This window comes from Sphingomonas sp. BE123 (assembly GCF_031456015.1).
Classification (GTDB): Bacteria; Pseudomonadota; Alphaproteobacteria; order Sphingomonadales; family Sphingomonadaceae; genus Sphingomonas.
This window is the reverse complement of record NZ_JAVDTW010000002.1, coordinates 869,084-883,763: the sequence shown is the minus strand read 5'-3', so window position 1 is coordinate 883,763 and position 14,680 is coordinate 869,084. Positions and strand designations below refer to the sequence as shown.

Sequence of the window (14,680 nt, the reverse complement as noted above, 5' to 3'; positions counted from 1 at the left end):
GGGTCGGCGCGCCGAACGACGGGACCATCCGCCAGCCAGCCGGCTGAACAAAAAAAGGGCCGGGGAGGCGACTCCCCGGCCCTTTTTCCTTACGCTACGCTACACGTTACTCACCGCATCCCGAGCAGCCGGAATGCAGCAATTGCCTGATCCATTGCGGTGCGCTCCGCCGGATCCTCGTCCACCCGCTCCGCCGGCCCCAGGATCACGCAGCCGACGCTGTGGCGCGGCAGCTTGACCCGGCGGTCGCTGACCATCGCCGCCGCGACCGGCAGACGCCGTCCGAAATCGCTCGGCACCGCATGGCGATGATAGCCGCTCCGCCACACGACCCGATATTTGCGCGGCACCGTGCGCCACGGCCCGTCGGCCCGCATCATGTCACGCCCGCACCGGGTGCAGCTGGTGAAAAAATACCCCTCGTTCCAGATCACGTCCTCGCCGGGCTGGTGCCCGGTCAGGTGACAGCGCCCCATCGCCCCGCCCTCCCGCTCACTGCAGCTTGGTCGCGGAATGGACCAGCGCCACCAGGTGCGGATCGTCGGACTTCATCGCGTCTTCCAGCGACCAGATCTCGAACGTTTCGCCGGTCCCGACGAACAGCGCCGCATTGGCGATCCCCGCGACTGCGCGCGCCCAGCTCGGCAGCTTGACGAATTCGTTGGGCCGCCAGAATTCCTCGCAAAAGCCGAACAGCCGGCGCGACGGCGCGGGCGGCGGCGGAATGTCGCGGCGCGGCGTGGCTCCCGCCGCCTCGAACTGGTGGCTGTCACAGGCCAGGGTCAGCTGCTGCCACCACTGGACGCTCGAACCGACCAGGCAGTTCTGCGTCGCGTGCAGCCCCAGAAAGATGCTCGGGCCGTCGCTGTTGACGTTGCGGCGGACAAATCCAGGCAAGCGGACCAGCCCGTTGGCCTTGACCGGCACGATGCAATGGCCGGCATAGGGAACGAACCCCCCGACCGGCCGGGGCCGCATCGGGCGTGCCGCTGCCGGCGGGGCAAAGCGGCCATCGGCGGGAGCAAACAGGCTGCGCTCACGCGGCGCTGCGGGAGCAGGCCAGGGCGCCGAGCGGCCACCAGTACCAGGTTCGATGCATTCCGAAACGCTACTCCGCATGACCCCAATCTCCATACTCGACTCGCATTCCCTACATCCGACTTTTCCACCGATTCATGGTTAATCGGCGATATCGGGAATCTACGATCCGAGAATCTACAATTGGGGATTTTCCAGCATACCCCTTGATAAATGCCACTCACCGAGCAGGTTTTTATTTTACCGTACGAATATAGATATCAACATCTAGAGATTATTAAACAATCTAAACTTATAATGAATTGTACAGATACGGCATATTTCATGTTTTTAATATCGTTTATCGTTATCCACAGAAAATGGACTTAACGATAGCGATTCGCATCAATCGCCCTTGCCGTATGACACCGCTCGCCCAACCCCGCGATTCACCGCGAGTCGCGCAGCGGAAACCCGCGTCAATATGTGAGACTCACCGAGGCGGATCCCTGCCGCGCCCGCATAGTAATGTTCACCGGAAGCGCCCCATCTCCCGCTGCTTTCCGCGCCGGCAGACCGGCGAACGGCAAGATTTCATGCGACTTGGGGAAATTTAACGCTTGGTGGCTAGGGAGGGCGCGTGACCCCGCTCCGGCCCTTGCTGCGATGAACGCGCCTGCCACCTTCGCCATGCCGCATGTGGCCGAAGCGATCGACGCCTGCGCGCCCGACGGCTTCGCCGGCGCGATCGTCCTGCCGGAGCACATCTGCGCGGCGCAATGGGATCGGCTAGCCGCGGCTGCGGTCGAGCCGAATGTCTTCGCCGAGCGCTGGTTTGCCGAAGCCAGTCGGCACCTCGCCCCGCCCGGACTGCGCTACCTGACGGTGACTGCGGGCGCTCAGCTGGTCGCGTTGATGCCGGTCGTGACGGCACCGCGCTATGGCCGGCTGCCGCTGCGCCATAGCCAGAATTGGTGCCATTATCACAGCTTCCTCGGCACCCCGCTGATCCGGCAGGGCTGCGAGGCGGCGGCGTGGAGCGCGATGCTCGCGACGCTCGATCGCCAGCCCGGCGCCGGCGCGCTGCTGCATGTCACCGGGCTGGTCGATAACGGCGCAGTGCATCGCGGGCTCGTCGCGGCGGCCGGGCAGCGCGGCCGGCCGTGCGATACCGTGCACCGGATCGAGCGCGCAATGCTCGCCAGCGACCTCGCCCCCGACGCCTATTACGCCGCAACGGTGCGCAAGAAAAAGCGCAAGGAACTCGCCCGGTTGCGCGCGCGCCTCGCCGAAAGCGGCACCATTTCGACACGGTGGCTTGCGCCCGACGAACCGGCCGGACCGTGGATCGACGCCTTTCTCGCGCTCGAACAGGCCGGGTGGAAGGGCCAGGCCGGCTCGGCACTTGGCTGCACCGCCGAAACCGCCGCCTTTTTCCGCGAGGTGGTGGCGAGCGCCCATCGCCTTGGACGGCTCGACATGCTGCGGATCGACCGCGACGGCGTTGCCATTGCGATGCTGGTCAACCTGCTGGCGCCGCCGGGCGCCTTTGCGTTCAAGACCGCGTTCGACGAGACGCTTGGCCGCTTCTCGCCCGGCGTCCTGATCCAGCTCGACAATCTTCAAATCCTGGCCCGCGACGCGATTGACTGGGTCGACAGCTGCGCGGTCGAAAACCACCCGATGATCAACAGCCTGTGGGGCGAGCGGCGGACGATCGTGCGGGTGTCGGTGCCCCTGGCCGGCCCGCGCAACCGCAGCCTGTTCGCGCTGGTCCGCGGACTGGAGCGGGCGGCCGCCCGATTCCGCGCGCTGCACGCCCGGCGTCCCGCGCCGGATAACGCCATGGAGAGTGACGCATGACTGCCGTGTTCGACGCCGCCGCGCGATCCGCGTTCGACTCGCTGTATCCGGAGACCCCGGGTCTGTTCGCGCACGGGCTGTGCGGCGATCCGTTGTTCGAGCTCGACGCGCTGGTCGCGCTGTCGCAGCGGATCCGGCCGGTCGATGTCGAACAGAATCTGGCCGACATCCCGGTCGGGATCGACCCCCAGGCGCTGCGCAGCAACGGCCTGTCGGTAGCGGAAACGATCCGCTCGATCGAGCGCAACGGCTCGTGGATGGTGCTCAAGTTCGTCGATCAGGATCCGCTTTACCGCGCGCTGCTCGACCGCGTGCTCGACGAGATCGAGCCGCTGGTCGCACGCCGCACCGGCGCAATGTTGAAGCGCGAGGCCTTCATCTTCATCTCTTCGCCGGGCGCGGTCACCCCGTTCCATATCGACCCAGAGCACAACATCCTGATGCAGTTGCGCGGCGAGAAGGTGATGACCGTGTTTCCCGCGGCGGATCCGGAACTGGTGCCGGGCGCGCTGCAGGAAGCATTTCATGCCGGCGGGCACCGCAACCTGCCCTATCGCGATGATTTCGCGCGCAAGGGGACGCCGCTGCGGCTGACCCCGGGCGAAGCGCTCTATGTCCCGGTCAAAGCGCCGCACTGGGTGCAGAACGGGCCGGCCATGTCGATTTCGCTGTCGGTCACGTGGCGCTCGGAATGGAGCTATCGCGAGGCGGACGCCCATGGTCTCAACCGGTTGCTGCGCAGCGCCGGGCTTCGCCCCGCCATGCCGCAACGCTTCCCACGTCAGAATCATCTCAAGTCGCTTGCCTGGCGCAGCATTCAGAAGGCGCGCCGCCTGACCGGGCATCCCGAATGACCGCGCACGCGCCGCTGATCGCCGATGTCGGTAGCCCCGACGCCCCCGCTGCGGCGATCGCGACCGGCGTAACGGGTTCGATCGATGCGCTGGCCAGCGATGCCGCCGGCTTGCTCGACCGCGCGCTGCAACCCGGTCCCTATGACCGGCTCGACTGGCTGACACTCACGGCGCAGCATATCGCCCCACACCAACCGCCGGTCACGATCTCGGCGCGAAGCGGGCCGCACGCCGTGTGGCTGCCGCTGCGCGATGCCGGAGCCGGCCGGGCGCGCAGCTTTGCCAGCTGGTACACGCTCGCCTATGCGCCGATCGCATCGCCAGGATGCCCGGCCGACACGCGTACCGCATTGCTGGCAGCGATTGCCCGGCGGCTGCGTCGCCATTTCGGCGCGATCACCCTGTGGCCGCTCGAACCGGCGGACTCGGCCGCCCTGGCCGCAGCATTCCGCAGCGCCGGATGGCTGGCGCTGACCCGGGTCGAGGCGGCGCACTGGGTCGCGGACACGACGGGACTCGATTTCGACGCCTATTGGGCGCGCCGCGGGTCAAAGCTGCGCAACACCGTCCGCCGCCGCGCCAAGGCGCATCCGGTCGAAACACGGATATACACGCGCTTCGACGCCGCTGCCTGGGCCGCGTACGAGGCGGTCTATGCCGGCAGCTGGAAACCGCAGGAAGGGTCGCCAGCATTTCTGCGCGCCTATGCCGAACAGGAGGGGGCAGCGGGCACGCTGCGCCTCGGCATCGCGCTGCGGGATGGACGCCCCGTCGCGGCGCAGTTCTGGACCGTCGAACATGGCGTGGCGACGATCCACAAACTTGCCCATCTCGAAAGCGAACGTGGCCAGTCGCCGGGCACGCTATTGTCCTATGCGATGTTCCGCCATGTGCTCGACCAGGACCGCCCGGCGCTGATCGACTATGGCAATGGCGACGAGGCCTATAAGGCCGAATGGATGGACCGGCGCGATGAGCGCCATCGCCTCCGGCTGTTCAATCCGCTCAGCGCGAGCGGCGCCTGGGCCGGCGCCGGGACGCTCGCCCGCGCCGCGCTGAACCGCGTCCGCGCCTGATCCGCTGGCCGCCTGCCGTCCCCCGGCCTATAGCCCGCGCATGACCCTGGCCGCCCGGACTCCGCCCCTGCCGCTGCTCGTGCTGCCGCTGGTCCTGTTCGGGGTTTTCTTCCACTGGCAGATACTCGACATCGGCAATGTCGGCTGGCTGCTGCGCGGCACCGACAATGGCGAGAATGCGCTGGGGCTGGATGCGTGGCTGCACGATCCGGCGCCCGGGTTCCTGCACACGACGCTGCTCGGCGCACCGGAAGGAACGCCGCTGCTGTTCACCGACAGCAATCCGCTGCTGTCGCTCCTCGCCTTCCCGCTGCGCTGGGCGCTTCCCGCCGATGCCCAGCTGATCGGCTGGTGGCTGCTCGCCTGTCTCGGGCTGCAGATCCTGTTCGCCTGGCTGCTGCTGCGGCGCTATGCCCCCGGCCCGGTCGCGCTGTGGTGCGGCGTGCTGCTGCTCGCCGCGCTGCCGACGCTGTTCAACCGCGTGGTCCATGTGAACCTCATGGCGCACTGGCTGATCCTGTGGGCGGTATGGCGGTTCGACGATCCGCAGCGCGCGGCCTCACCGCGCGGCTGGGCGGTGCTGATCGCGCTGACGACACTGGTGCACAGCTATTTGCTGGTGATGGTCGGCGCGATCTGGGCCAGCACCCTGCTCGAGCGCGCCGCCCGCGACGTGCGGATGGTCCCGCGGCTGATCGGCGAAGGGCTCGCGATGATCGCGCTGGTCGCCGCACTCGCCTGGACCCTCGGCGTGTTCGGCGATTTTGCGCCCTCGGGCAATTACGGCGCCTTTGCCATGCCGATCGACGCCCTTTGGAACCCCGGGGTCGCGGGCCAGTCGAGTTTCGTCCCCGCCATCGCCCAGCGTCCCGGGCGCGCGTTCGAGGGGTTCCAGTATCTCGGCCTCGGCCTGCTGCTCCTGATCCCGGCGGCGGCGCTGCTGGCGCGCCGGCTGCCGCGTCCCGATCGGACCGCGCCCGACAGCCTGGCGCGCTATCGCTGGCTGCTTCCGGCGCTGGCGGTGCTGACGCTGCTGGCGATCAGCAGCTACCCCGATTTTGCCGGGCACATGCTGCCGCGCTGGCATTTGCCGAGCGAGATTGCGGTGGCGCTCGACGCCGTGCGCGCATCGGGACGGCTGTTCTGGCCGGTCGCCTATGTGCTGGTGTTCGCGGCGCTACGCATTCTCTACCGTCTGCCCGACGCGACCGCACGGCGCGTGCTGCTCGCGGCAGCGGTGATCCAGGCCGCCGATCTGGCGCCGATGGCGCAGGCGATCCGCGCCCAGTCGGCCGAGGCGCAGGGCGGGCCGCGCTATCTGCGCACGCCGTCCCCCGAATGGGATCTGCTGATCGCGCAGGCGACCGACATCGCCTTCGTCCCCGCCGATGTCACCCGCGGGCTGGGCCATTTTCAGGAAATCGCGTGGCGCGCGGCCAAGGCCCGCGTGCCGGTACGCAGCGTCTATGTCGCGCGCCAGTCGCGCGCCAGCGCCGCGCGGCAGGAGGCAGAGACTGCCGCCTTCCGCGCCGGCACGGTCGTGCCCGGGCGCCTTTACGTCCTGATCGATGGCGAACGCGTCCCGCCGCCACTGATGCTGCGCGCACGCCCGGTCGATGGCGTCACCATCCTGTTCGAGCCGGCAGACTAGCGGGCATCGCCCCGCATCCGTCGCGCCAGCTCAGTCCTGCATCGCCGCCAGCACGCGTTTCACTTCCTGGCTGCGCCCGCGCGGCAGGATCAGGATATCGTCCCCATCGGCGACCACGATCAGGTCGGACACCCCGACCAGCGCCACCCGCTTGCCCGCTCCCGCCCGGACGAGGCAGTTGATGGTGTCGATCGCGACCACGTCGCCGCGGCAGACATTGTCATCGGCGTCGCACGCGCTGATCGCGTGCAGCGCGTCCCAGCTGCCGACATCCGACCAGCCCATGCTGACCGGTACCACCGCGACCTGCTCGGCCTTTTCCATCACGGCATAGTCGATCGAATCCGATGGCGACGCGGCAAAGGCGGTCGCGTCGGGCAGGATCTGCACGCCGCTGCGCGTCGCCTGTGCCATCGCGGCGCGGCACGCGGCCAGCATCTCGGGTGCAAAGGCGGCAAGCGCGGCAAGATAGGTGTCGGCGCGAAACAGGAAGATACCGCCATTCCAGACATGGTCGCCGCTCGCGACCATCGCTTCGGCGACGGCGCGCTCCGGCTTCTCGACGAAGCGCGCAACCCGATGAATGCCCGCACCGATCGCCTCGCCCACGCGGATATAGCCATAGCCCGTCTCGGGATGATCCGGCGTGATGCCGAATGTCGCCATCCACCCGGCACGTACCGCCGGCAATGCCGTGCGGATCGCGGCGTGAAAGGCGGGAATGTCGGCGATCACATGATCGGACGGCATGACCAGCAGCGGCGTCGGCCCGCCGCCTACCGCCAGCGCCGCCAGCGCGATCGCCGGCGCGGTGTTGCGGCCAATCGGTTCCAGGATCATCGCATCGATCGCCGCGGCGCCGCCCATCTGCTCGGTGATCTGGTCGGCGTGCAGCGCGTTCGCGACGATCACCGGCCGTGCAAATCCGGCGCTGGCCGGGGTCCGCCCGGCGGTCAGCTGCAGCATCGTCTCTTCGGCGGTCAGCGCCAGCAGCTGCTTGGGCCGTTCCGCGCGCGACATCGGCCACAGCCGTGTTCCGGCCCCGCCTGACAGGATTACCGGGACGATCGCCTCGACTTCACTCATTGCATCCCCTCTCACCCCGCGCCCGGCACCCATAAGCGGCCCCGCCCCCGTGCGCCAACCACTATCGCGGGCCAACCCCGCGTCCGTTCAGCATTTTTTGGTCAATTTGCGCGACACGGGGCGCAGTGTCGGATTTGTTTACACTCGCAGCTTAGGGTCCGGGCCATGATCCGCCTGTTCAAACATTACATTCCGAACGCCGTGCTGCTGCTCGCGCTGTTCGATATCCTGCTGCTGTTCGGCGCGGCGGAGTTCGGGTGGATCTATCGCGCGCGCCAGATCGGCATGGATGTCGAGCCGATCGTGACCCGCATCCCCCAGATGCTCAGCTTCGTCGTCAGCCTCGAACTCGCGATGATCGCGGTCGGGGTCTACGGCGCCGACGCGCTCCAGTCGAACCGCGTCGCGACCGCGCGGCTGCTGGTCGCGGTCTCGCTCGGCACGATCTTCCTGTCGGTGATCTTCTTCCTGGTACCCGCGCTGACCTTCTGGCGCTCGAACCTGCTCTACGCGATGCTCGCATCGCTGGTCGCGCTGTTCGCGCTGCGCATCCTGCTCGGCAAGACGCTGGGCAGCCAGGTGTTCAAGCGCCGCGTGGTCGTGCTGGGCGCCGGCCCGCGCGCGGAACGGCTCAAGCTGTTGTCCAAAAAGCCCGGATCAGGCTTCGTTGTGGTCGGCTATGTCGCGATGAGCGAGGCGAATCGCGTCATTCCCGAAGCGATTGCGCGCGACGCGATCTACAATCTCGCCGACCATGTCGTGCTGCTCAACGCCAGCGAAGTGGTGCTCGCGCTCGAAGAACGCCGCAACGCGCTCCCGCTCAAGGATCTGTTGCGGATCAAGACCACGGGCGTGCACGTCAACGAGATCTCGACCTTCCTCGAACGCGAAACCGGGCGCGTCGACCTGCAATCGGTCAATCCCAGCTGGCTGATCTTCTCCGACGGCTTCTCGTCGGGCCGGATGCTGTCGAGCATGTTCAAACGCCTGTTCGACATCACCGCCAGCCTGATCCTGCTCACCCTGACCATGCCGGTGATCCTGCTCGGCGCACTGGCGGTGAAGCTCGAAAGCAAGGGTCCGGCCTTCTACCGCCAGCGCCGCGTGGGCCTGTACGGTCAGGGGTTCGACATCATCAAATTGCGCTCGATGCGGCAGGATGCCGAAGTCGCCGGCAAGGCAGTCTGGGCGGAAAAGGACGATCCGCGCATCACCCGCGTCGGCAATTTCATTCGCAAGGTGCGGATCGACGAGCTGCCGCAGTGCTGGAGCGTGCTCAAGGGCGAAATGAGCTTTGTCGGCCCGCGCCCGGAACGCCCGCAATTCGTCGAGGATCTGGAACAGCAGCTGCCCTATTATGCCGAACGGCACATGGTGAAGCCCGGCATCACCGGCTGGGCGCAGATCAACTACCCCTATGGCGCATCGATTGAGGATAGCCGGCAAAAGCTGGAATACGACCTCTATTACGCGAAGAATTACTCGCCTTTCCTCGACCTGCTGATCCTGCTCCAGACACTGCGCGTCGTTCTGTTCCCGGACGGGGCGCGGTGATGCGCGCGATTCGCACGTCCCGGCAGCCGCCTCGACGCCGCTCATGCTCGCGACGCTGATCCTCTGGGGCCATGCGCTCGCCGCGCTGCTGTTCGGCGCGCTCGGCCTGTGGGCGCTGCGCAGCGACGGGCTGGCGATGCCGCGCATGCCGCTTTCCGCCGCGCTCGGCGTCACCGCGCTCTGGGCACTCGCGGTCGCCGGGATCGGAGAGGCTGATCTGGTGACCCAGCTTGCGGCGGCGACGCGCAACCTCGCCTGGTTCGGGTTCATGGTCGCGCTGACCCGCAGCGGTGCGATCGAGCGGCCACCTGCGGCGATCGGCACGGTGTTCGGGGTGGTCGCGATGGTCATCGTCATGGCGATGAGCCTCGACGTCCTGACCAGCGCCAGCCCCGGCCTCCCGCGCGCCGTGCTCGATGCCGCGCTGCTGCTCAAGCTGCTCGCCGCCGTCGCCGCGCTGCTGCTGGTGCAGGGGCTGCACAGCGCGCTCGCGCCGCGTCAGCGTCATGCGGTGCGGCCGGTGATCCTTGCGCTCGGCGCGCTGTGGCTGGTCGATGTCAACCTGTTCAGCGTCGCCTGGCTGGTCGAAGGCTGGCCGCTTCAGCTGGTCGCGGTGCGCGGACTGGCGCTCGTCTGCATCGCCGCTGCGATTGCGGCGGGGCTTCAGCACCGCGCCGCGCGCCCGGTCGAAATGTCGCGGACCGTGATCTATCAGACGCTCGCCCTGATCGGGGTCGGGGTCTATGTCGCATTGCTCGCGGCGGCGACCAGCGCGCTGGCCGCGATCGGCGGCGCCAATGCGCGGTTGCTCCAGACCGCCTTCGTCTTCGGATCGACCGCCGCGATCCTCGCGCTGATCTCGAGCTCGTGGCTGCGCGCCTGGATCAAGGTCAAGCTGGCCAAGCATTTCTTCCGCCATCGCTACGATTACCGCGCCGAATGGATGCGGTTTACCGAAACGCTCGGCGACCCGGCCGGCGCCGCCCCGCTCGACGAACGCATCATCAAGGCGTTGGCCGATCTGACCGATTCGCCCGCCGGCGTGCTGCTGCTGCCACAAGGGGCGGCCATGGTCGTCGGTGCGGGATGGAATGTCGCGCGCGCGGACCTGCCCGCTGCCTATGGCGAAAGCTGGCAGACCGACCGGATCGACCCGGCGCATATCGTCGAACTCGACACTGGCGAGGGCGCCGACACCGCCCCGCCGTCGATCCGCGCCTGGGATCAGGCCTGGGTGGTCGTGCCGCTCCCGCATCAGCAGCGGCTCGCGGGCGTGATCGTGCTCGCCCGGCCGCCGGTCCCCCGCGCGCTCGACTGGGAGGATTTCGACCTGCTCCGCGCCGCCGGGCGCCAGGTTGCCAGCCACATTGCCGAGGAGCGCGCGCAGGAAGCGCTGGCCGAAGCGGCGCGGTTCGACGAATTCAACCGCCGCTTCGCCTTCATCCTGCACGACATCAAGAATCTGGTGAGCCAGCTCACGCTGGTCGCGCGCAATGCCGAACGCCATGCCGACAATCCCGAATTCCGCGCCGACATGGTCGCGACGCTGCAGGATTCGGCGGGCCGCATGAACGACCTGCTCGCGCGCCTGTCGCAGCATCACCGCGCCCGCACCGACCCGCCCGTCGCCATGCCGCTCGCCCCGCTGCTGCGCCGCATCGCGCGCAGCCGCGAAGCCACCCACCAGGTCGAAGTGGTGAGCAAGGGGGATCCGCTCGCGATCGCCGATCCCGCGCGGCTCGAAACCCTGCTCGGCCATCTCGTCCAGAACGCGATCGATGCCAGCGCGCCGGACGCACGCGTCACGCTCGCGATCGCCGAGCTGGGGGACGCGGTCGCGATCGACGTGATCGACCGCGGCTGCGGCATGTCGCCGGCCTTTGTCCGCGAAAAGCTGTTCCGGCCGTTCGTCTCGTCCAAGCCCGGCGGGTTCGGCATCGGCGCGTTCGAAGCGCGCAAGCTGGCCGAGGAAATGGGCGGCCGGCTCGACGTGTCCAGCGCGGAGGGGCGGGGCAGCCGCTTCCGCGTCACCCTGCGCGCCGCACGCGCCGACGCTACTGTATTTGGAAACGCCGCATGACCGACAAGCCCGCCCCGCTCCCCAAATTGCTGATCGTCGAGGATGATCCCGGGCTCCAGCGCCAGCTGCGCTGGGCCTATGAGGGCTATCAGATCCTCCCCGCCGGCGACCGCGAGAGCGCGATCGCGCTGCTCCGCGCCGAGGAACCGGCGGTGGTCACGCTCGACCTCGGCCTGCCGCCCGATCCCGACGGGACGAGCGAGGGCTTCGCCGTGCTCGAAGCGATCCTCGCGCTCAAGCCCGATACCAAGGTGATTGTCGCGTCCGGGCATGGCGCGCATGAATCGATGCTGCGCGCCATCGCGATGGGGGCGTGGGACTTCTACCAGAAGCCGATCGACATTGACGCGCTCGGCCTGATCGTCGCGCGCGCCTTCCACGTCCATGCGCTCGAAGCCGAAAACCGCCGCCTCGCCGCGCGGGCGGAGTCGCGCAACGCGCTGGGCGGAATCATCACCGGCGCGCCCGAAATGCTCAAGGTCACCCGCACGATCGAGCGCGTCGCTCCCGCCGACGTTTCGGTCATGCTGCTCGGCGCCAGCGGCACCGGCAAGGAACTGCTCGCGCGCGGCCTGCACGAAGCGAGCGGGCGCACGGGCGCGTTCGTCGCGATCAACTGCGCCGCCATCCCCGAAACCCTGCTCGAATCCGAACTGTTCGGCCATGAAAAGGGCGCGTTCACCGGCGCGGTCAAGACGACCGAGGGCAAGATCGAACAGGCACAGGGCGGCACCCTGTTCCTCGACGAAATCGGCGACGTGCCGCTCCCGCTTCAGGTCAAATTGCTCCGCTTCCTCCAGGAACGCGTGATCGAACGGATCGGCGGGCGCAAGGCCATCCCTGTCGACACCCGCATCGTCTGCGCGACCCATCAGGACATCGATGCGATGGTCGCCGCGAACAGCTTCCGCGAGGATCTCTATTACCGCCTCGCCGAGATCGTCGTGCGCATCCCGAGCCTGGCCGAGCGCCCCGGCGATGCCGGCCTGCTCGCGCGCCATTTGCTGCACAAGCATGCCAGCGCGATGAAGCTGCCGGCCAAGAGCTTCGCCCCCGACGCGCTCGACGCGATCGACGCGTGGCACTGGCCGGGCAATGTCCGCGAGCTGGAAAACCGCGTGAAGCGCGCGACGATCATGGCCGATGGCAAGCTGGTCACCGCCGCCGATCTCGACCTCGCGCCCGCACAGGCTGCCGAACCGATCAACCTCAAGGCGATCCGCGAAGCCGCCGACCGCCGCGCCATCGCCAACGCGCTGGCGCGAGCGGAGGGCAATATCTCCGGCACCGCGCGCCTGCTCGGGATCAGCCGTCCGACCCTTTACGACCTGATGAAGGCCTATGACCTCCAGCCCTGAACCCCGCCGCCGCCGTCGCCGGTCGGGCGAAGCGCGCGCGCGCCGCGGCCTGATCGTCCGCCGCGCCATCGTGGCGTTGCTGTGTCTGGGCGCCTTCGCGGTCGCGCTGTTCGCGTTCAAATCGGTCATCACCGACCGCCCCGACCCCGCCGCCGCGCGTGAGGCACTGGCGCGCAGCACCGCCTATCTCAAGGCCAGCAACGCCTCGGCCGCGCGCAGCCAGGCCTTCAGTGCGGTCCGCGCCGACCCATCCTGGGGCGAGGCGCATCTCGCGCTCGCCCGCGCCAATCTCGCGCTCGACGAAGGCGTTGCGGCCGAGGCCGCACTCCGCCGCGCGCTCGACAGCGGCATCGCGCCTGCCCGCACCCATGCGCTGATGGCGCACGCGATCCTGCTGCAGGGCGATCCCCGCCGCGCCCTCATCGAAAGCCGCAAGGCGCCGCCGGCCGACCGCCTCTACGCCCTGCGCGTCCAGACCCGTGCCTATGTCGCCGGCGGCAACCTCGCCGCCGCGCAGGAGGCGGCGATGGCCGCCGTCACCCTCGCCCCGCAAAGCGCCGACGCCTGGACCGAACTCGGTCGCTTCCGCTTCAATGCCGGCGACGTCGTCGGCGCGATCGAGGCGAGCGCGAAGGCGGTCGAACTTGATACGGGCAATACCGACGCACTCCTGCTGCGCGGCGAGCTGGTCCGCACCCAGTACGGCCTTGTCGCCGCGCTCCCCTGGTTCGATCGCGCGTTGCAGCGCGACCCCTATCGCCACGCCACGCTGATCCAGTACGCCGCGACGCTCGGCGACGCCGGGCAGACGCGCGCGATGCTCGACGTTACCCGCCGCGCGATGGAGGTCCGCCCACGCAGCCCGCAGGCGCTGTATCTGCAAGCCGTGCTCGCCGCGCGCGCCCAGCGCTTCGACCTCGCCCGCCAGCTGCTCACCCGCGCCGGCGGCGGCGTCGGCCAGCTCCCCGGCGGACTGCTGCTCGGCGGCGCGCTCGATCTCGAGGAAGGCGCCTATGCCCGCGCGATCGAGAAGCTCCGCACGCTGATCACACTGCAGCCGATGAACATCAATGCGCGCAAGCTGCTCGCCACCGCGCTGCTCCGCGCCGACGCGTCAAAGAACGGCATCGACGTGCTGCGCCCGGTGGTCGCGCGCGGCGACGCCGACAGCTATGCGCTGACCCTTGTCGCGCGCGGCTATGAACGCATCGGCGAGCGGGCCGAGGCCGCCCGCTATTTCGACCGCGCCGCGCTCCCCGTACGCGACAACCCCGACTGGTTCAGCTCGGACGATTCACTGCCCATCCTCGCCGCCGCCGCAGGCAAGACCGGGGGCGACGACCCGAAAACGCTGATCCCGCTGCTGCGCGGCCTGATCGAAAATGGCCGGGGCAGCGAAGCGCTCGCCCGCGCGCAGGCTGTCGCCCGCCGCAACCCCGGTGCGCCCGCATCGGCCAGCCTGGTCGGCGACGTGCTGATGCTGCTCAAGCGCCCCGGCGATGCGGTCGCGTGGTACAAAACCGCCGCCGGCATCCGCTTCGACGAACCGGCCATGCTGCGGCTGGTCGAGGCGCTCGACCGCTCGGGCCAGCGCCAGACCGCGTCGACCACGCTGGCGTTGTTCCTGTCGCAAAACCCGTTCAACCTCGCCGCGCTGCGCCTGTCCGCGCACTGGCAAGCGGCCGCGGGCGACTATGACGCGGCGATCGATTCGCTCGAAGCGATCCGCCTGCGCATCGGCAACCGCGACGCGGCCCTGCTCGCCGAGCTCGCCTATGCCTATGCCGGCGCCGGCGAGCCCGACCGCGCCGCGCGCTATGCCGAGGCGGCCTATCTCATCGCGCCGAGCAACCCGGCAGTCGCCGGCGCAATGGGTTGGGCGCTGGCGCAGGGGGGCGACCATGCCGGCGGGATCGAACTGCTGCGCAAGGCCGTGACCCTCGCCCCGCGCCACCCGATGCTGCGCTGGCAGCTGGCGCAAGCCTATGCCGATGCCGGCCGCAGGGCCGAGGCGGTGACCGAAACCCGCGCCGCGCTCGCCACCCCCGGCTTCACCGACAAGGGCGCGGCAGAAGCGCTGCTGGCAAGGCTGGCCTAACCCAATTCCTCCCCGGAACGGGGAGGGGGACCGCCGCCGCAGG

11 protein-coding genes are annotated in these 14,680 nt (G+C 68.8%); 8 read left to right on the top strand and 3 right to left on the bottom strand.

Annotated features, from left to right (window positions below; genetic code table 11):
- Positions 1 to 110: 110 nt before the first annotated feature.
- Together J2Y54_RS12385 and J2Y54_RS12380 are read right to left on the bottom strand one after the other, a co-directional pair.
- Positions 111 to 476, bottom strand: coding sequence for a hypothetical protein (locus J2Y54_RS12385; RefSeq protein ID WP_310040075.1), 366 nt, complete (start codon positions 474 to 476; stop codon positions 111 to 113).
- 16 nt (positions 477 to 492) lie between these two features.
- Positions 493 to 978, bottom strand: a complete 486-nt coding sequence (locus J2Y54_RS12380) for a hypothetical protein (protein WP_310040073.1) — start codon at positions 976 to 978, stop codon at positions 493 to 495.
- 705 nt (positions 979 to 1,683) lie between these two features.
- Here J2Y54_RS12380 and J2Y54_RS12375 point away from each other — a divergent pair.
- From J2Y54_RS12375 to J2Y54_RS12360, 4 genes are read left to right on the top strand one after another with little or no spacing between them, the layout of a single operon-like run.
- Positions 1,684 to 2,880, top strand: a complete 1,197-nt coding sequence (locus tag J2Y54_RS12375; protein ID WP_310040071.1) for a GNAT family N-acetyltransferase — start codon at positions 1,684 to 1,686, stop codon at positions 2,878 to 2,880.
- Complete coding sequence (locus tag J2Y54_RS12370; RefSeq protein WP_310040070.1) at positions 2,877 to 3,734, top strand: cupin-like domain-containing protein; 858 nt, start codon at positions 2,877 to 2,879, stop codon at positions 3,732 to 3,734. Before J2Y54_RS12375 ends, J2Y54_RS12370 begins: the two co-directional genes overlap by 4 nt.
- Positions 3,731 to 4,810 carry a GNAT family N-acetyltransferase gene (locus tag J2Y54_RS12365; RefSeq protein ID WP_310040069.1) on the top strand — a complete coding sequence of 360 codons (1,080 nt, stop codon included), beginning with the start codon at positions 3,731 to 3,733 and terminating at the stop codon, positions 4,808 to 4,810. Before J2Y54_RS12370 ends, J2Y54_RS12365 begins: the two co-directional genes overlap by 4 nt.
- Before the next feature lie 40 nt (positions 4,811 to 4,850).
- Positions 4,851 to 6,461, top strand: coding sequence for a DUF6311 domain-containing protein (locus J2Y54_RS12360; RefSeq protein ID WP_310040067.1), 1,611 nt, complete (start codon positions 4,851 to 4,853; stop codon positions 6,459 to 6,461).
- 30 nt (positions 6,462 to 6,491) lie between these two features.
- On the opposite strand, the gene J2Y54_RS12355 is transcribed toward J2Y54_RS12360, so the two are convergent.
- Positions 6,492 to 7,547, bottom strand: a complete 1,056-nt coding sequence (locus J2Y54_RS12355) for a mannose-1-phosphate guanylyltransferase/mannose-6-phosphate isomerase (RefSeq protein ID WP_310040065.1) — start codon at positions 7,545 to 7,547, stop codon at positions 6,492 to 6,494.
- Between the two features lie 165 nt (positions 7,548 to 7,712).
- Here J2Y54_RS12355 and J2Y54_RS12350 point away from each other — a divergent pair, with 165 nt between their 5' ends.
- Genes J2Y54_RS12350 through J2Y54_RS12335 form a run of 4 tightly spaced genes read left to right on the top strand, consistent with a single transcriptional unit; the run spans position 7,713 to position 14,637 of the window.
- Complete coding sequence (locus tag J2Y54_RS12350) at positions 7,713 to 9,101, top strand: TIGR03013 family XrtA/PEP-CTERM system glycosyltransferase (RefSeq protein ID WP_310040064.1); 1,389 nt, start codon at positions 7,713 to 7,715, stop codon at positions 9,099 to 9,101.
- A 43-nt stretch (positions 9,102 to 9,144) separates the two neighbouring features.
- Positions 9,145 to 11,181, top strand: a complete 2,037-nt coding sequence (prsK, locus tag J2Y54_RS12345) for an XrtA/PEP-CTERM system histidine kinase PrsK (RefSeq protein ID WP_310040062.1) — start codon at positions 9,145 to 9,147, stop codon at positions 11,179 to 11,181.
- Positions 11,178 to 12,539 carry a PEP-CTERM-box response regulator transcription factor gene (gene prsR / locus J2Y54_RS12340; RefSeq protein ID WP_310040061.1) on the top strand — a complete coding sequence of 454 codons (1,362 nt, stop codon included), beginning with the start codon at positions 11,178 to 11,180 and terminating at the stop codon, positions 12,537 to 12,539. The genes prsK and prsR overlap by 4 nt, the downstream gene beginning before the upstream one ends.
- On the top strand, positions 12,523 to 14,637 hold the full coding sequence (locus J2Y54_RS12335) for a tetratricopeptide repeat protein (RefSeq protein ID WP_310040058.1): 2,115 nt from the start codon (positions 12,523 to 12,525) through the stop codon (positions 14,635 to 14,637). The genes prsR and J2Y54_RS12335 overlap by 17 nt, the downstream gene beginning before the upstream one ends.
- The last annotated feature ends 43 nt before the right edge of the window (positions 14,638 to 14,680 follow it).